General features: G+C 62.2%; 12 protein-coding genes. 11 read left to right on the top strand and 1 reads right to left on the bottom strand.

Annotation, left to right across the window (positions count from 1 at the left end):
* Position 1 precedes the first annotated feature (1 nt).
* The 7 genes from DQG18_RS09235 (at position 2) to DQG18_RS09210 (ending at position 7,723) form a co-directional block, all read left to right on the top strand.
* Positions 2–982, top strand: a complete 981-nt coding sequence (locus tag DQG18_RS09235; protein ID WP_116653971.1) for a branched-chain amino acid ABC transporter permease — start codon at positions 2–4, stop codon at positions 980–982.
* Positions 983–1,258: 276 nt separating this feature from the next.
* Positions 1,259–1,477 (top strand): hypothetical protein, encoded by a 219-nt coding sequence (locus DQG18_RS09230; RefSeq protein WP_116653970.1) that lies wholly within the window; start codon positions 1,259–1,261, stop codon positions 1,475–1,477.
* Between the two features lie 140 nt (positions 1,478–1,617).
* A complete protein-coding gene (locus DQG18_RS09225; RefSeq protein ID WP_116653969.1) occupies positions 1,618–2,778 on the top strand; it encodes an efflux RND transporter periplasmic adaptor subunit in 1,161 nt (386 codons plus the stop codon).
* Positions 2,775–5,909: an efflux RND transporter permease subunit gene (locus DQG18_RS09220; RefSeq protein WP_116653968.1), complete on the top strand. Its 3,135-nt coding sequence runs from the start codon at positions 2,775–2,777 to the stop codon at positions 5,907–5,909. Before DQG18_RS09225 ends, DQG18_RS09220 begins: the two co-directional genes overlap by 4 nt.
* 131 nt (positions 5,910–6,040) lie before the next feature.
* Entirely contained in the window at positions 6,041–6,205 is a 165-nt protein-coding gene (locus DQG18_RS16060) for a hypothetical protein (RefSeq protein ID WP_157970081.1), read from the top strand.
* 40 nt (positions 6,206–6,245) lie between these two features.
* A complete protein-coding gene (locus DQG18_RS09215; protein ID WP_245958418.1) occupies positions 6,246–6,890 on the top strand; it encodes a TetR/AcrR family transcriptional regulator in 645 nt (214 codons plus the stop codon).
* A gap of 110 nt (positions 6,891–7,000) precedes the next feature.
* On the top strand, positions 7,001–7,723 hold the full coding sequence (locus DQG18_RS09210; protein WP_116653966.1) for a Crp/Fnr family transcriptional regulator: 723 nt from the start codon (positions 7,001–7,003) through the stop codon (positions 7,721–7,723).
* An 89-nt stretch (positions 7,724–7,812) separates the two neighbouring features.
* Here the strand turns inward: DQG18_RS09210 and DQG18_RS09205 are convergent, their stop codons facing one another.
* Complete coding sequence (locus tag DQG18_RS09205; protein WP_116653965.1) at positions 7,813–8,556, bottom strand: helix-turn-helix domain-containing protein; 744 nt, start codon at positions 8,554–8,556, stop codon at positions 7,813–7,815.
* Between the two features lie 254 nt (positions 8,557–8,810).
* On the opposite strand from DQG18_RS09205, the gene DQG18_RS16630 reads away from it, so the two are divergent.
* From DQG18_RS16630 to narJ, 4 genes are read left to right on the top strand one after another with little or no spacing between them, the layout of a single operon-like run.
* The gene (locus tag DQG18_RS16630; protein ID WP_116653964.1) at positions 8,811–11,528 is read left to right on the top strand and encodes a nitrate/nitrite transporter; all 2,718 of its coding nucleotides are present in this window, start codon (positions 8,811–8,813) and stop codon (positions 11,526–11,528) included.
* A 15-nt stretch (positions 11,529–11,543) separates the two neighbouring features.
* A complete protein-coding gene (locus tag DQG18_RS09195; RefSeq protein WP_116653963.1) occupies positions 11,544–15,365 on the top strand; it encodes a nitrate reductase subunit alpha in 3,822 nt (1,273 codons plus the stop codon).
* Positions 15,362–16,882, top strand: coding sequence for a nitrate reductase subunit beta (gene narH, locus DQG18_RS09190; protein ID WP_116653962.1), 1,521 nt, complete (start codon positions 15,362–15,364; stop codon positions 16,880–16,882). Before DQG18_RS09195 ends, narH begins: the two co-directional genes overlap by 4 nt.
* Positions 16,879–17,565 carry a nitrate reductase molybdenum cofactor assembly chaperone gene (gene narJ / locus DQG18_RS09185; protein WP_116653961.1) on the top strand — a complete coding sequence of 229 codons (687 nt, stop codon included), beginning with the start codon at positions 16,879–16,881 and terminating at the stop codon, positions 17,563–17,565. Before narH ends, narJ begins: the two co-directional genes overlap by 4 nt.
* The last annotated feature ends 11 nt before the right edge of the window (positions 17,566–17,576 follow it).

Genomic DNA, 17,576 nt, shown 5'->3' with positions numbered 1-17,576 from the left:
AATGACCGACCAGACACTCGAACGCACGGGGACGGCCACAGGTGAAAGATCGATGGGGATGCCGCGCCATCACCTCGTCATTTTCGCCGGCCTGTTGATGTTCTTCCTCGTCGCACCGTTCTTTCTTTATCCGGTGTTCCTTATGAAGGTGCTTTGCTTTGCGCTGTTTGCGTGCGCCTTCAACCTGCTGCTCGGCTATGGAGGGCTGCTGAGCTTCGGACACGCGGCCTATTTCGGCGGCGCGGCCTATGTCTCGGCACACGCGGCCAAGGCGTGGGGGGTCACACCCGAACTCTCGGTCCTGCTCGGCACCGGATCGGCGGCGCTGCTCGGGCTGGTGATCGGCCTTCTCGCCATCCGGCGGCAGGGTATCTATTTCGCCATGGTGACGCTGGCCTTTGCGCAGATGGTGTTCTTTTTTGCCTTGCAGGCCCCGTTTACCGGCGGCGAGGACGGCATTCAGGCGGTGCCGCGCAACATGCTGTTCGGTATCTTCGATATCGCCCAGGACCGCGTGTTCTACTTCTTCGTCCTCGCCATCGTCTTTGGCGGGCTGCTGATCCTTTACCGCATCATCCATTCACCCTTCGGGCAGGTGCTGAAAGCCATCCGCGAGAACGAACCGCGCTCGATATCGCTGGGCTATCAAGTCAACCGCTACAAGCTCGCAGTGTTCGTCATGTCGGCGGCGCTCGCGGGAACGGCGGGCGCGACAAAGGCGCTGGTGTTCCAGCTCGCTTCGCTCACCGACGTGCACTGGACCATGTCGGGAGAGGTGGTTCTGATGGCGCTGATCGGGGGAATGCACACGGTGTTCGGACCCATCGTGGGCGCGGCGGTAATCGTCACCATGCAGAACTATTTCGCCGGGTTCGGCGCGTGGGTGACGGTGTTGCAAGGCACGATTTTCGTCATCGCGGTGCTCCTGTTCCGCGAGGGGGTGCTAGGCGTTATCGGGCGGTGGCTGAAAAAACCGATGTGAGCGGGCTGCTTATGACGGCCTGGCCGATGCTTCCGCGATTGCGGCGGGCTTGGTCCGGACCCCGGGAATAAATTTGGGGGTGATCGGCGGGCATCGGCCAGAGCCGCCAATGTCATTCCGGGACCTGTTCCCGGAAACCGTCGCGATCCGCACTCCAATGGTGGCAGGGCAGGTCGGTTCATCAAAACCTGAAACGCTCCATTGCATCGAGATTCGATAGATAGTAATAGATTACTATCTTTTGGGGTAGCCGGGCGACGATCGCCAGGAAAACCAATGGCTGAGCGTCGGCAGGAAATCGTGGACATGCCCCTTCGTTTGCTGTCCAAATTGGGTGAAGATGGTTTGTCCGCCCGGACGGATGCCGGTTATATTGCCATTGCTCAAGCTGGCCTCTTCGGGTGTTTTGCCAGCAAGGACGGCCTCTGGATCGAGGGCCGAGCCAGAATTGAGCACCCCCTGTCCGGACTGGAAGCCGGGAGAAACAGGTTGTGAAAATCCCGCGTTTGTTGAAATTCGCACCACCTATCGTCCTCGGCGCCGGCGTTGCTGCATGGCTTATCTCGACGGCGGAGCCTCCGGCGCGGATAGACCAATCCGAGCGCAGCGTCGTCGCGCGCATTGTGATAGCTGAGATGGCGCGTGTACGGACCACCGTGCGGGGCCATGGCAATGTGCAGGCGGCACGAAACTGGGAAGCGGTGGCCGAAATTGCCGGAACGGTCGTGTGGCGTCATCCCGATCTGGAGACCGGTAATATCATTGCCGAGGGGACAAAGGTTCTCCGGATCGACCCAACGGGTTATGAACTGACTGTTGCCCAGGCCGAGGCCGATCTGGCCGCATTGGAAGCCGACGCCGCGCAACTGGCCGTAGACGAGGCAAACACCAGCCGTCTTCTGACCCTGGAAGAAGGCCGACTGGCGCTGGCCGAGGCTGAACTGGCGCGGGTCCGGGACCTGGCCGAGCGTGGGGTGGCAGCCCCGTCGGCGCTCGACGCCCAGGAACGCACCACCCTGCAAGTGCGCCGGGGTGTGGAGGAACTGCGCAATGCCAACGCACTGGTCCCGTCGCGCCGCGCACGGCTCGAGGCGCAGGTGGCGCGGACGAGAATCGTTCTGGCCCGAGCAAAACGTGACCTCGACAAGACCGATATCGTGGCGCCGTTCGATCTCCGGGTTGGTCAAGTGCATGTCGAACGCCATCAGTATGTGGGTGCCGGTCAACCTTTGGTAACCGCCGACGGCATGGATCGGGTCGAGATCACTGCGCAGATCCCGGTAGATTCGTTCCGCCGACTGCTGGGCAGCACGACGGGAAGCGACGCAATGACGCCTTCGGGCCTTTCCGGCCGGTTCGCGGAGGTTTCGGCGAATGTACGGCTGGTCTCGGATCCATCGCAGACCTGGAGAGGCCGGCTGGTGCGGGTGGAAAGTGCACTCGATCCGCAGGCCCGCTCGGTTCCTGCCGTCATCGCCGTTGACGATCCCTATGCCGGGGCGGCCCCGCCTCTGCGCTTGCCGCTGGTGCCGAACATGTATGTGGAGGTCGTCCTCACCGGGCCCGAAGGCCCGGCACGCATCGCTTTGCCCGCTGGCGCAATCCATGAGGGCAATATCGTTTACCTTCGGAACGGAGACGGCCGTCTTGAATTGCGGGACGTGTCGGTCGACTGGCGGCAGTCGGGAATGGCGGTACTGGATGGTGGCATCGCGGAGGGCGAAGAGGTTATCGCCGACGATCTGATGCCAGCGATCCCGGGCATGATCGTCGAACCGGCGGAGGGTCTGGAATGATCCGCTGGTTCGCCGGGCATCCCACGGCGGCCAATCTGGCTCTCGTGCTTATCTTTGTCGCCGGTTTCGTGGCCGCGCCGACGCTGAAGCGTGAGACCTTTCCCGATTTCCGGCCTGTCGAGGCGGAAATCAGCGTGGTCTATCGCGGTGCCACGGCCGAAGAGGTCGAGGACGCCATCTGTCGACGGATATGGGATGGGGTCGAAAGCGTCGAGAATCTCGACGAGTTGACCTGCACCGCGCAGGGTGGCGTCGCGCGCGCCATCGCCACGATGGCCCCATCGGGCGACAGCACCAGGTTCGTGAACGATTTGCGCACCGAGGTTACCGCCATCGACGACCTTCCCGACCAGGCCGACCCAGCGATCGTACGCGAGCTTCACCGCACCGACAACGTTACCTCGGTCGCCGTGGCGGGCGATCTGCCGCCCGCGCATCTGGAGCGCTACGCAGCGGATCTTCAGGACAGATTGTCGACTCTTCCGGGGGTGGCAAAGGTTACGATGTCCGGCTTCGGAACGCGCCAGTTCCGGATAACGGTGCCTCGAGCGGTGCTGGAACAACACGGCTTGACCGTCACGCAACTTGCCGGAACAATCGGCGCACAAAGCCTGGACCGCCCGTTTGGGACGCTTGAGACTCCCGAGCGCGAACTCAGTCTGCGTTTCGCCGATGAACGACGCAGCGCAGCCGGCCTTGCCAGCCTTGTCGTCCTGTCCCGGCCGAACGGCGCCGAGCTTACCCTGGGACAGATCGCGTCGATCACCGAGCACTATTCGCCGGAGGAGGAACGCGCCTTTCTGGACGGGCAACGCGCGGTCTACCTGCAAGTCGACAAGGCGCTTGGAGCCGACGCTCTGGACGTGTTCGACGGCATCGAGAAACTGGTCGCGTCCGAACGTATCGCCCTGCCCGACACGCTACGGCTGGAGATCGTCAAGGATATGACCAGCATAGTGCGCGAGCGGCTGACGATGCTGGTGGAAAACGGTGTGCTGGGTCTGATCCTGGTCATTGCGGTGATGAGCCTCTTTTTTCGCCCCGGCTTTGCGATCTGGGCGGCGATGGGCCTCCCGGTGGCTTTCATGGGCGCATTCGTTGCGATGGCACTGCAGGGCCTGTCGCTCAACATGATGACGCTGGTGGCGTTGTTGATGGCCATCGGGATCGTGATGGACGATTCGATCGTCATTTCCGATGCCATCGCCGAAGCCGCGGCGAACGGAGCCTCGCGCACCGAGGCAGCAGTGAAAGGCACAATGGCGGTGATGCCGGGGGTGCTCTCATCCTTCGCCACCACCATCGCGGTCTTCGGCCCGCTGGCCTTTCTGGTGGGCGAACTGGGCACCATCCTCGAGGTGATCCCCATGGTGCTGATCGCGGCGCTGGCGGCGAGTCTCGCTGAGGCGTTCTGGGTGCTGCCGCATCACCTCAGCCACGGTCTCAAGGGTGCGGACAAGCCGCCGTCGCGGTTCCGTGCCGGTTTCGATGCGCGCTTCGAGCTGTTTCGCGAGCGGGGCATTGGCGGGCTGGCCGACATGGCGATCCGTTGGCGATATCTTGTAACGGGGGCCACAATCGCGGCGCTGATCGTGACTGTGGGGCTTCTGGGGGGCGGGCATCTCAAGCGCGAGGCGATCCCGGCGATCGATGGCGACGTGCTGGAGGCACGCATACTCATGCCGCAGGGCACGCCCTTTGCGCGCACCGCAGAGGTGGCCGATAGGGTGAGCGCCGCATTGGGCCGGGTCGATGCCGCCTTTGCGCCCGATCAGCCGGGTGGTGCAGCGTTGGTGAAGTCCGTCCAGACGCGCTTCAACTACAATCCCACCGCCGGCGAATCCGGCCCGCATGTCGGCACGATCAGCGCCGATCTGCTGGGCGCCGAGACACGCACCGTGACGCTCGATGAGATCGTGACGCTTTGGCGCGAGGAGATCGGGGATGTGCCCGGTGCCCTTGCGATCCTGCTTATGGAACCGGGCATCGGTCCACAGGGGATCGCCATCGAGATCCGGCTGTCGGCACCGGATCTTGAAGAATTGGCGATGGCCGGCAATCGCCTTCTGGCCGAGGTCCAGACCTATTCCGGGACGTTCAACGCCACCCACGACCTGCGCCCCGGCAAGCCGGAACTTCGGCTGCGCCTCGCCGAAGGCGCGGCTGGTCTGGGACTGACGGCGCAAGATGTGGCCGATCAGATCGGTGCCGCCTATCTGGGCCGTGTAATAACGAGAGTGCAGCAAGGCGATGTCGCCCACGAGATCGTGCTTGAGCAGGCCGTGGAAGATCGGGACTCCTATGACGATCTGCGCGACTTCACCATCGTCCTGCCGGACGGCCACGCCGTACCGCTATCGACTGTCGTGCTGGTTGAAGAGGCACGGGGCTGGTCCTCCATCACCCATGTAGACGGGCAGCGTACCGTGACGGTGCAGGCCGATGTCGACACGCGCATCGGCAATGCCGATGCGATCGTATCCGAACTGACGAACGGCTTCCTGCCGCAACTTGCAACCGATTTCCCCGGCCTTGGTTTCAAAGTTGCCGGGCAGAGCGCCAATTCGGCAGAAACCGTCGCCTCGATCCTGCGCGGTTTTCTCATAGGGCTGATCGGCATCTATGTCGTACTTTCCTTCCAGTTCCGCAGCTATGTGGAGCCCGTGATCGTGATGCTGTCGATCCCGCTGGCTTTCATCGGCGTGGTACTGGGGCACCTGATCATGGGCTACAACATCTCGATGCCATCGTTGATCGGCGCCGCGTCGCTGGCCGGCATCGTGGTCAACAATGCCATCCTGCTGGTGCAGGTCATCAAGGCGCGCGCCGCCGAGGGCATGGATCTGGCGCGCGCCGCCGGCCAGGCCAGCCGCGCTCGGTTTCGTCCGATCCTGATGTCGGTCTCGACCACGATAATGGGGCTTGTGCCGCTGCTGCTCGAGACCAGTACTCAGGCCCAGACGTTGAAGCCGCTGGTGATCTCGGTGGTCTTTGGCCTGTTTTCCGCCACCGTCCTTATCCTGATCGTCATGCCGGCCTTTTACGCCATTCTCGGCGACCTCGGCCTTGCGCGGGCGAAGGGTGACAAAACCCCGATTGCGTCAGACGAGAAGAAGGCGACGCCGTCATGATGGAGACACCGCCGGTCCAGCGCCCGCATGTCTGTCCACGAGAGTCGATACGGCCACGGATCTGGCCGGGCTTTGGGGCATGCACACACGGCAAGGCTGGCAATTGCCGTGTGTGGCCGAGGAAGAAACGCATGCTGATGAGCGAGACGAATGTCACGTTTCCGGCATTCTTCATGCTATATGGACGCGTACCGATCCCCCTGCGCGATTTCGCGCCGGGCAAGGCGCAGCAGATCGCCACCTGTGCGGTGACCGTTCATCAATATTGCGGCCGGAACGCTGGATACCGGCGATGACAGGGACCGCTGTATATATATGGTACACGGAGACATTTCATTGACCGGCGCGAGGCTCCCCAAGAAGATTCCGGCGGAAGAACGCCGTAATATCACGGTGGAGGCGGTCATCGAACTGGCCGGCTCTTCCAACCCTGACAGCATCACGACTACGGCCATTGCCAAGCACATGAAGCTGACGCAGGGCGCTATCTTTCGTCATTTTCCGAACAAGGACGCGATCTGGAAAGCAGTCATGAACTGGGTGGCCAGCAACCTGATGGCCCGGATCGATCGCGCGGCCAGGGACATGACTTCGCCCAAGGAAAAGATCGAGGCGATGTTTTTCGCCCATATCGCGTTTGTCGCCGATCACCCTGGCGCACCGCGCATGCTGTTCGGAGAGCTTCAGGGCGCTCGACAGACGCCGGCCAAGCGCCTCGCGCAAACCATGATGAAACAATACATCGAGCGGCTGTGCGATATTATTTCGAGTGGCAAGGAATGCGGCGAATTGCATGACGATCTGGATGCGGCGGCGGCGGCCACACTGTTCATCGGCACTATTCAGGGCCTCGTGATGCAATCCCTGATCGCCGGCGGCATGGAAAAAATGCGTGCCGATGCGCCGCGTGTCTTCGCCATTTATCTGGACGGAATTTCAAAGGCACGTGATGTCGAGGAGCAGGGAGTGACGCTTCCATAAATCGACTACCCGATCTTGTTCGAGAACCGTAAGGCCTCTAGACTGCTCCAAATTGGCCCGGCACATATGGTAGTCAATGGCGCTATCAGTCCTTCCAGGGTGGCAATGTCGTGGAGAAGGAACCAACCAGTTACGCTATTCCCGTGCTGTGCGCTTCTTGCAAGGGACGCAACAGGGGTGTTTGTGGTGCCCTCGATCACGATCAGCTTGCCGAACTGGCCGGCGCTTCATGCAGATCGGCGGCGGGGAGCGGGGCTGCGCTGCTATGGGAGGCCGAGCGGGTCGACAATTACGCCAATATCCTTTCGGGTGTAGTCAAGCTCTCCAAGACGCTCTCGGACGGGCGACAGCAAATCGTTGGTCTCCAGTTTTCTCCTGATTTCCTCGGTAGGCCGTTCCGCTCCGACAGCGCGATCAACGCTCAGGCGGCCACCGATGTCACGCTGTGCTCGTTTCCAAAGGCGGCCGTTGAAAGGATGTTGCGCGAATCGCCGGAGCTGGAGCGGCGGCTCTATAACCAGGCGTTGGACGAACTGGACGAAGCTCGCGACTGGATGGTGACACTCGGCCGCAAGACGGCGAGCGAGAAGATCGCGAGCCTGTTGCTGATGATTGCCCACCACACCGACCCGTCAATGACCAAGGGCCAGAATGCGTCGCGTTTCGATTTGCCGCTGAGCAGAGCCGATATCGCCGATTTTCTCGGCCTGACGGTCGAGACCGTCAGCCGGCAATTGACGCGGCTGCGCGACGACAAGGTCATCAGCATCGAGAACAATCGCCAGATCGTCGTGCCGGACCTCCGCCGGCTCAAGGCGCGTGCGGGCAATTGATATAATCTGTCCCGGGGAAAATGCGATGTTGCCCGGAATTTGACGTCATGCCCGCAAGCGTCTTCGCTCGGCATAGCGCGCCCGCTGCATCAGTTCTTGGATTCGGCCTGCCGGGAAAATGCGGCCTTTACAGCGCCTGCGACCGGCTCGTCCATCAAGGGGTCGGGCGATGCGATTGCCGTCAGGCGGGATCGATCGGTGATGGTGATGTCCATGCCTTCGACCGTCAGGCAATCGGCCTGCAAGACTTTCATCGAGCGTGAGAGATTTTCCGGGGTCATGCCGAGATAGGATGCCAGATGGCGCTTTTCCACCGGCAGCACAATGCGCTCGGCATCGCCGTCGTGCCGGGACCGATAGAGGATGTATGCTGCAAGCCGCTCCAGCGAATTTCGCAGCTTCATGTTCTTGGTCTGTCGTACGAAACCGCGATAGCCCTGGGCCAGTTCATCCATGGCGGCCATGGCGAAGTCCGGGTCGCTTCTCAGGGCGACGCGCACATCGGCGGCCGGGACCATGACGATCGTCGCACGTTCCAGCGTGCGGGCGGACATCAGATAGGGCGCATTACGGACGCAGGCCGCCAGAATGAAGGTCGAAACCGGCTGGACAACGCCCATCACCGTGCTGCGCCCGTTCCACGCCGCGCGCAGTTCGACCGATCCCTTGATCAGGACGTGCAGGAAGTCGGCATATTCGCCCTGCCGGATCAACTCCAGCCGTGGGGGAAAGGACTGGGAGTAGGCGAGTTTCATCAGGCTGTCGAAAGTCGGCGTCGTCATTTCGCGAAACAGCGGCAGGCGCCGCAGACTCGGCTTTTCGCTGGCATTCATGGAAACGGCTCTCCGGGTGCCACAAGAATTGATATTTATCAATCCGGTGATGCAACAATGTCAATTGTAGCGGGTGCATCAACCATGTGAATGTTCGGATATACCCTAAAACCCTGGTGTTTCACTGAAATGGTCGGACGGCCGGCCGGACTTCAATACAATTGACCCAAGTCAACGACCTGTCGCCGCCGCGCGTGTTTCCCTGTTCATGAGTTCGCTTATCCAGCAGGTGGAATCCGATCGGGAGCCAAACCATGGCAGGCCATACGACACCGAGCCGCAGCGATCAGCAAAGGGCCCTTTGGCTGAGCACCATCGCCTTTACGTTGTGCTTTGCCGTCTGGACGCTTTTTTCCATCATCGGCCTGTCCATCAAGGACGAACTGGGGCTTACCGAGCTCGAATATGGCGTTCTGATCGCGACGCCAGTGCTGACCGGCTCGCTGACCAGGCTGATCCTCGGGGTCTGGACCGAGCGCTATGGCGGGCGGCTGGTGTTCGCCGCCCAGATGCTCCTGACCGGCGCCGCGACCTATGCCCTGACCTGGGCCCATAGCTATCCGACCTTTCTGCTGGCCGCGCTTGGCGTCGGCCTGGCGGGGGGGTCCTTCATCATCGGGGTCGCCTATGTCACCAAATGGTATCCGCAGGCGCGGCAGGGGACGGCGCTCGGGGTTTTCGGCATGGGCAATGCGGGTGCGGCGCTGACGACGTTTCTGGCCCCCTTCGCCCTGGTCGCCTGGGGCTGGCATGGCGTTGCGGAGCTATGGGCAGCGGTCATCGCCGCCATGGGCATCATATTCTACCTTCTGGCCAAGGACGATCCCGAGTTCACGGCCCGGCGCGCCCAAGGCATTGCAACACCCAGCCTTGCCGAGCAGTTCGCGCCGCTCAAGAACCTTCAGGTCTGGCGCTTCTCACTTTATTATTTCTTCGTTTTCGGCGGGTTCGTCGCGCTGGCCCTGTGGCTGCCTTACTATCTCGTGCAGGTTTATGGCGTGGACGTCCGCACGGCTGGTATCGCCGCCGCCATCTTCAGCCTTGCCGCCAGCGTCTTTCGCGCCTATGGCGGAGTGCTGTCGGACAGGTTCGGCGCTCGCGCCGTCATGTACTGGACGCTGGGCTTTTCGCTCCTGTTCCTCTTCATGCTGTCCTATCCGCCCACGCATTACGTGATCCGCGGCAAGGACGGGCCGATCGCCTTTTCGACCGAGATGGGCCTGTGGCCGTTTGTTGCGACCCTTTTCGGGCTCGGCTTTTTCATGAGCCTGGGCAAAGCGGCCGTCTTCCGGCATATCCCGATCTACTATCCGAAACATGTAGGTTCGGTGGGCGGGCTGGTCGGGATGATCGGCGGGCTGGGCGGCTTTATCCTGCCTATCGTCTTCGGTGCGCTGCTCGATGTGACCGGGATATGGACCTCGGCCTTCGTGCTGCTGCTCGCGATCGTGGCCGTATCGCTGGGCTGGATGCATCTTTCCATCCGAGTCATGGAGCGCCAGGCGCAGGGCGCGGCTCTCGACCGGCTGCCCAACTTTCCAGAACTTGCGGAAGTCCATGATCCCGAACGTACGGTCATGCCCCATGTGATCGACGACTGGCGGCCCGAGGACCCGCAATTCTGGAACGATACGGGCCGTCGCATCGCACGGCGCAATCTGTGGGTCTCAATCCCGGCGCTGGTATTCGCCTTTGCGGTATGGATGGTGTGGTCGGTGGTTGTGGCGCAATTGCCTTCCATCGGCTTCGACTTCAGCCAGGACCAGCTTTTCTGGCTGGCGGCATTGCCGGCCCTCTCGGGCGCGACCTTGCGCATCTTCTATAGCTTCATGGTGCCGATCTTCGGCGGCCGCCTGTGGACCACGCTGTCCACGGCTTCTTTGCTGATCCCGGCCATGGGCATCGGCTATGCGGTGCAGGACCCGTCCACGCCCTATCTGATCTTTGTGGTGCTGGCGCTGCTGTGCGGTCTTGGTGGCGGCAATTTCGCCTCGTCCATGGCCAATATCAGCTTCTTTTTCCCGCAGGCCGAAAAGGGGCACGCCATGGGGCTGAATGCGGGGCTGGGCAATCTGGGCGTCTCGCTCATGCAGTTTCTGGTGCCGCTGGCCATCACGGCCGGGGTGTTTGGTGCGCTTGGCGGGGTCCCGCAGGAATTGCCGGACGGCAGCCACATCTGGATGCAGAACGCCGGTTTCATCTGGGTGCCCTTCATCCTGGCATCGACGGCGGCGGCATGGCTGGGGATGAACGACCTCACCGATGCGCGCGCCAGTTTTCGCGAACAGGCGGTGATCTTCACGCGCACCCAGAACTGGGTGATGTGCCTGCTCTATGTTGGCACCTTCGGCTCCTTCATCGGTTATTCGGCGGGCTTTCCGCTGCTTTCGGGCCTGGCCTTCCCGGAGATAGATGCGCTGCAATTTGTGTTTCTGGGTCCCTTGATCGGTGCGCTCAGCCGCGCCGGAAGCGGCCGGCTGGCCGACAGGGTGGGCGGCGGGCGGGTCACTTTCTGGGTGTTTGCCGGAATGATCGCTGCGGTGCTGGTCGTGATCTGGGGGTTGGAGAGCGCATCCTTTGCCGTCTTTTTTGCGGGCTTCATGGCGCTGTTCTTTTTCAGCGGGATCGGCAATTCCTCGACCTTCCAGATGATCCCCGTCATCATGCGCAAGGAGATCGCCCGCCTTTATCCCCACGAGGACATGGCCGATCGCCGCCGCCGGTCCGACCGCGAGGCGGCGGCGATCGTCGCTTTTACCAGCGCCATCGGCGGCTATGGCGGGTTCTTCATCCCGAAAGCCTATGGCTCGTCGATCGAGTTGACGGGAGCACCGCTGGCGGCCCTCTGGGCGTTCCTTGTCTTTTACGGCCTGTGCCTGGCCGTCACCTGGGCCGTCTATACGCGCCGCGGCGGCCTGCTGCATGACATCGAGCGGGGGCGGGCAGGCACAGCCCCCATTCCTGCGCAATAAATCGAGGAGACGGCCATGAGCCACTTGCTGGACCGACTGAACTTCCTGACCTCCTTGCGCAAGGACACGTTCGCTGAAGGGCATGGCCAGACGACCATCGAGAACCGTGACTGGGAAGACGTCTACCGCCGGCGGTGGCAGCACGACAAGATCGTGCGTTCCACCCATGGGGTGAACTGCACCGGCTCGTGTTCGTGGAAAATCTACGTCAAATCGGGGATCGTCACCTGGGAGACCCAGCAGACCGACTATCCGCGCACGCGGCCCGATCTACCCAATCATGAACCGCGCGGCTGCGCACGCGGCGCTTCGTATAGCTGGTATCTTTATAGCGCCAACCGGGTGAAGACGCCGCTCATTCGGGGCCGTCTGATGCGGCTATGGCGCGAAAAGCGCAAGACGATGAGCCCGATCGAGGCCTGGACGGCGATCCAGGACGATCCGGCGGCGCGCGAAAGCTATACGCGCATTCGCGGCAGGGGCGGCTTCGTGCGGGCAAGCTGGGATGAGGCGACGGAGATCGTGGCAGCCGCCAACGCCTATACGACGCGGAAATACGGCCCCGACCGGGTGTTCGGCTTTTCGCCGATCCCGGCTATGTCGATGGTCTCCTATGCGGCGGGTACGCGCTATCTGTCCCTGCTCGGCGGCACCTGCATGTCCTTTTACGACTGGTATTGCGATCTGCCCCCGGCCAGTCCCCAGACCTGGGGCGAACAGACCGACGTCCCCGAATCCGCTGATTGGTACAATGCCGGCTACCTGCTCCTGTGGGGGTCGAACGTACCGCAGACGCGCACGCCCGATGCGCATTTTTATACCGAAGTGCGCTACAAGGGCACCAAGAGTGCCGTCATCTGCCCGGATTATTCGGAAGCCGCCAAATTCGCCGATATCTGGCTCAATGCCAAGCAGGGCACCGACGCGGCCCTGGGCATGGCTTTCGGTCACGTCATCCTGCGCGAGTTCCACCTCGACCGGCAGGTTCCCTATTTCGAGGACTACTGCCGCAAATATTCCGATATGCCGATGCTGGTGCGGCTCGATCGGCAGGGCGAGCGGCTGGTGCCGGGGCGGCAGTTGCGGGCCGCGGACCTGCCCGGCGCACTCGGTGAGCACGGCAATCCCGAATGGAAGACCGTGGCCATCGACGAAATCAGCGGCGACCTCGTCGCGCCGAACGGCTCGATCGGCTATCGCTGGACGGCGGGAGGAGGCGTTGCTCCGGTCAAGGAGGCGGGGGTGGCCGAGACCGGCACCTCGGGGGACAAGGACATGGAGACCGGTCGCTGGAACCTCGAAGAGAAGGCGGCCGGCCGTGACGTGCGTCTCAAGCTGAGCCTGATCCTTGAAGACGACCACGACGAGGTGGCGCGCGTCGATTTCCCCTACTTCGGCGGCTCCGCCGCGAATGGCTTCGAGATCGACGACCGTGGCGATGTACTGACCCGAAAGGTGCCGGTGCGGCGACTCAGGCTGGCGGACGGCGAGGAAGTGCTGGTCACCACCGTGTTCGATCTTTTGTGCGCCAATTACAGCCTCGACCGTGGCCTGGGTGGCGACCACGTCGCCTCGGATTACGATGCGGACGTACCGTTCACACCGGCCTGGGCGGAGCGCATAACCGGCGTGCGCCGCGACAAGATCATCCAGGTCGCCCGTGAATTCGCCGCCAACGCCGAAAAGACCAATGGCCGCTCGATGGTCATCATCGGTGCGGGAATGAACCACTGGTTTAATATGGACATGAATTACCGCGCGGTCATCAACATGCTGGTGATGTGCGGTTGCGTGGGGCAATCGGGCGGTGGTTGGGCACACTATGTGGGGCAGGAAAAACTGCGTCCGCAAACGGGCTGGACCCCGCTGGCCTTCGCCCTCGACTGGGCGCGCCCGCCGCGCCACATGAATTCGACGAGCGCTTTTTACGCTCACACCGGCCAATGGCGCTACGAGACGGTGAGCGCCGCCGAAATCCTTTCGCCGACAGCGCCCGCAGGCGATTGGCGCCAGCTCAGCCTGATCGACTACAACATACGTGCCGAGCGGATGGGCTGGCTGCCTTCCGCCCCGCAACTCAAGACCAATCCGCTGGAGGTGGCCCGCGCGGCAAAGGCGGCGGGCGTCGAGGTTCAGGCCTATGTGGCCGAACGGCTGAAATCGGGCGAATTGCAAATGTCCTGCGAGGACCCGGATGCACCGGAAAACTGGCCCCGGAATCTTTTCGTCTGGCGGTCCAACCTGCTCGGTTCGTCCGGCAAGGGACATGAATATTTCCTCAAATACCTGCTCGGCACCGATCATGGCGTGCAAGGCAAGGATCTGGGTGCGGAAGGCCGCATGAAGCCGGTTGAGGCGGTGTGGCACGACAAGGCGCCGGAAGGAAAGCTCGACCTTCTGGTCACCATCGACTTCCGCATGTCGACCACCGCCGTTTACGCCGACATCGTACTGCCCACCGCGAGCTGGTACGAAAAGGACGACATGAACACGTCCGACATGCACCCTTTCATCCACCCGCTGCAGGCGGCCGTGGACCCGGCCTATGAATCAAAGAGCGACTGGGAAATCTTCAAGGCGATCGCAAAGAAATTCTCCGAAGTGGCTCCGGAAACCCTCGGCGTCGAGAGCGATGTGGTGCAACTGCCCTTGCAGCACGATAGTCCCGGTGAACTGGCGCAGGACGCGGTACGCGACTGGAAGCGGGGCGAGTGCGAACTGATCCCCGGCCGGACCGCGCCTGCCTATATCGCGGTGGAGCGCGACTATCCCAACCTTTACAAGCGCTTCACCGCCATCGGGCCATTGATGGAAAAGATCGGCAATGGCGGGAAGGGCATCGCCTGGGACACAAAAGAGGAAGTCCACCATCTCAGGGCCCTGAACGGCACCGTTACCGAGGAGGGCGCGACCAAGGGGATGGCTCGCCTGGACACGGCAATCGACGCCGCCGAGATGATCCTGATGCTGGCGCCCGAAACCAATGGCGAGGTGGCGGTCAAGGCATGGGATGCACTGGGCAAGGCGACCGGGAAGGACCACAGGCATCTGGCCGCGGTCAAGCAGGACGAGAAAATCCGCTTCCGCGACATCGCCGCCCAGCCGCGCAAGATCATCTCCTCCCCCACCTGGTCAGGTATCGAAAGCGAGGAGGTCTGCTATAATGCAGGATGGACCAATGTGCACGAATTGATCCCATGGCGCACAGTCACCGGCCGTCAGCAGCTCTATCAGGACCACGAGTGGATGCGGGCGTTTGGAGAGGGCTTCGTCACCTGGCGTCCGCCGGTGGATCTCAAGACGGTGGGGAAGGCCGTCCGGCAGACGCTGGAACCCGACGAGCCGCATGTGGTGCTGAATTTTCTGACCCCGCACCAGAAATGGGGCATCCATTCTACCTATACGGACAACCTTTTGATGCTGACCCTCAACCGGGGCGGGCCGGTGGTGTGGATTTCCGAAGCCGACGCCAGGACGGCGGGGCTGGTCGATAACGACTGGGTCGAAGTCTTCAACATCAATGGCGCCATCACCGCGCGCGCGGTCGTCAGCCAGCGCATGAAAGACGGCTCCATGTTCATGTATCACGCACAGGAAAAGATCATAAACACGCCCGGCAGCCAGGTGACCGGCAAGCGTGGGGGCATCCACAATTCCGTCACCCGCACCGTGCTGAAGCCGACCCACATGATCGGCGGCTACGCCCAGCTTGCCTATGGCTTCAACTATTACGGCACCGTGGGGTCCAACCGCGACGAGTTCGTGATCGTGCGCAAACTGCAAAAGGTCGACTGGCTCGACCGGCCTGAAACCCGGACTGCGGAGGCAGCGCAATGAAGATTCGTGCTCAGATCGGAATGGTGCTCAACCTCGACAAGTGCATCGGGTGCCACACTTGTTCGGTCACCTGCAAGAACGTGTGGACCAGCCGCGAAGGCGTTGAATACGCCTGGTTCAACAACGTCGAGACGAAGCCCGGCATTGGCTATCCCAAGGACTGGGAGAACCAGAAACGCTGGAATGGTGGCTGGAGGCGAACAAAAAATGGCGCGCTTCAACCCAGGCAAGGCGGCAAATGGCGCATATTGGCAAACATCTTCGCCAATCCGGACCTGCCCGAGATCGACGATTTCTACGAGCCATTCGACTACGACTACGACCATTTGAAATCCGCCCCCGAGATGGAGGCGTTCCCAACCGCGCGTCCGCGCTCGAAGATTTCGGGCGAGCGCATGGAAAAGATCGAATGGGGACCCAACTGGGAGGAAATCCTCGGCGGCGAGTTCGAGAAGCGGTCGAAGGATTACAATTTCGAGGGCGTTGAGAAGGAAATCTACGGTCAGTACGAAAACACCTTCATGATGTACCTGCCAAGGCTCTGCGAGCACTGTCTCAACCCGTCTTGCGTCGCCTCCTGTCCTTCGGGCGCGATCTACAAGCGCGAGGACGATGGCGTGGTGCTGATCGACCAGGAAAAATGCCGGGGTTGGCGCATGTGCGTATCTGGCTGTCCCTACAAGAAAATCTATTACAACTGGTCGACCGGCAAATCCGAGAAGTGCACGCTCTGCTATCCGCGCCTCGAAAGCGGGCAGCCGACGGTCTGTTCGGAGACTTGCGTGGGGCGTATCCGCTATCTGGGCGTGATGCTCTACGATGCCGACAGGATCGCCGAGGCGGCGGGCGTCGAGAACGAGAAGGACCTTTATGATGCCCAGCTCGGCGTTTTTCTCGATCCCAACGACCCCGAGGTGATCGCCGCGGCGCTCGCCGCGGGCATTCCCGAGGACTGGATCAAGGGGGCGCAGAATTCGCCCATATGGAAGATGGCGATGGAATGGAAGATCGCCTTCCCGCTGCACCCGGAATACCGCACCCTGCCGATGGTCTGGTACGTGCCGCCGCTGTCGCCGATCCAGAACGCGGCCGAGGCGGGGCGGATTGCCGCGCAGGACGACATGCCCGATGTGCGCTCCTTGCGCATTCCGGTGCGCTATCTCGCCAACATGCTCACCGCCGGGGATGAAGCGCCGATCGTGTCGGCGCTGGAGCGGATGCTGGCCATGCGCTCCTACATGCGTTCCAAGACGGTCGACGGTGTCGTCAATATGGGTGTCGCCAAGCGGGTCGGCCTGTCGCCGTCACAGATCGACCAGATGTACCAGCTTCTTGCAATCGCCAACTACGAAGACCGCTTCGTCATCCCCACCACCCATCGGGAACTGGTCGAGGACGCCTATGATCTCAAGGGCGGGTGCGGCTTTACCGACGGCAATGGCTGTTCGTCGGGACATTCGGGTCAATCGCTGTTCGGCGGTAAAAAATTCCGTAGCCCGCAGGAGTTCATCGCATGAAGACCTTCAAGGCCCTGTCGGCCCTCCTGACCTATCCGGAACGCGATCTTCAGGAGGCCATCCCAGCAATCCGCGCGGCGTTCGGCGAGGGCTTACTGCCACCTCGCGCCATTGCGGCGCTCGAGCCCTTGCTGGTCTCGCTCGAGACCGGGGATATCTACGACCTTCAGGAGCGCTATGTGCTCCTGTTCGACCGCTCGCGCACCCTCTCGCTCAACCTCTTCGAGCACATCCATGGTGAAAGCCGGGATCGGGGCGGGGCGATGGTCGACCTGCTCGAGACCTATCGTGCGGGCGGTTTCGATCTGGCAGGAGCGGAACTGCCGGACTATCTGCCGGTGCTCCTCGAATTTCTCTCGCAGCGGCCGCTGACCGAGGCGCGCGGCATCCTGGCCGATGCAGGGCACATCCTCGTTGCACTCGCCGAGCGGCTGGCGCGGCGCGAGAGTGTATATGCCGCCGTGCTCGAAGGGCTGGTGACGCTGTCTTGCGCCGATCCCGCTACCGAGGAGGCGCAGGCTCTTCTCGCGCAGCAGGACGACAATCCCGAAGATCTCGCCGCCCTCGATGCGATCTGGGAAGAGGCTCAGGTGACGTTCGGCCCGGACCCGGATGCAGGGTGTCCGGTCAGCCGGGACATTCTGGCCCGAATGGAGCCCGCGCAGGCGCGGCCTTCACGGTAAACGGGAGAGTA

Origin of the sequence: Pelagibacterium sediminicola (assembly GCF_003390885.1) — a bacterium.
GTDB lineage: Bacteria > Pseudomonadota > Alphaproteobacteria > Rhizobiales > Devosiaceae > Pelagibacterium > Pelagibacterium sediminicola.
This window is presented reverse-complemented; position numbering and strand designations above follow the sequence as displayed.

Excerpts from the sequence above, each read along its gene's own strand:
- DQG18_RS09235 (WP_116653971.1), top strand. The coding sequence starts at position 2 with ATGACCGACCAGACACTCGAACGCACGGGGACGGCCACAGGTGAAAGA.
- DQG18_RS09230 (WP_116653970.1), top strand. The coding sequence starts at position 1,259 with ATGGCTGAGCGTCGGCAGGAAATCGTGGACATGCCCCTTCGTTTGCTG.
- DQG18_RS09225 (WP_116653969.1), top strand. The coding sequence starts at position 1,618 with ATGGCGCGTGTACGGACCACCGTGCGGGGCCATGGCAATGTGCAGGCG.
- DQG18_RS09220 (WP_116653968.1), top strand. The coding sequence starts at position 2,775 with ATGATCCGCTGGTTCGCCGGGCATCCCACGGCGGCCAATCTGGCTCTC.
- DQG18_RS16060 (WP_157970081.1), top strand. The coding sequence starts at position 6,041 with ATGCTGATGAGCGAGACGAATGTCACGTTTCCGGCATTCTTCATGCTA.
- DQG18_RS09205 (WP_116653965.1), bottom strand. The coding sequence starts at position 8,556 with ATGAATGCCAGCGAAAAGCCGAGTCTGCGGCGCCTGCCGCTGTTTCGC.
- DQG18_RS16630 (WP_116653964.1), top strand. The coding sequence starts at position 8,811 with ATGGCAGGCCATACGACACCGAGCCGCAGCGATCAGCAAAGGGCCCTT.
- DQG18_RS09195 (WP_116653963.1), top strand. The coding sequence starts at position 11,544 with ATGAGCCACTTGCTGGACCGACTGAACTTCCTGACCTCCTTGCGCAAG.
- narH (WP_116653962.1), top strand. The coding sequence starts at position 15,362 with ATGAAGATTCGTGCTCAGATCGGAATGGTGCTCAACCTCGACAAGTGC.
- narJ (WP_116653961.1), top strand. The coding sequence starts at position 16,879 with ATGAAGACCTTCAAGGCCCTGTCGGCCCTCCTGACCTATCCGGAACGC.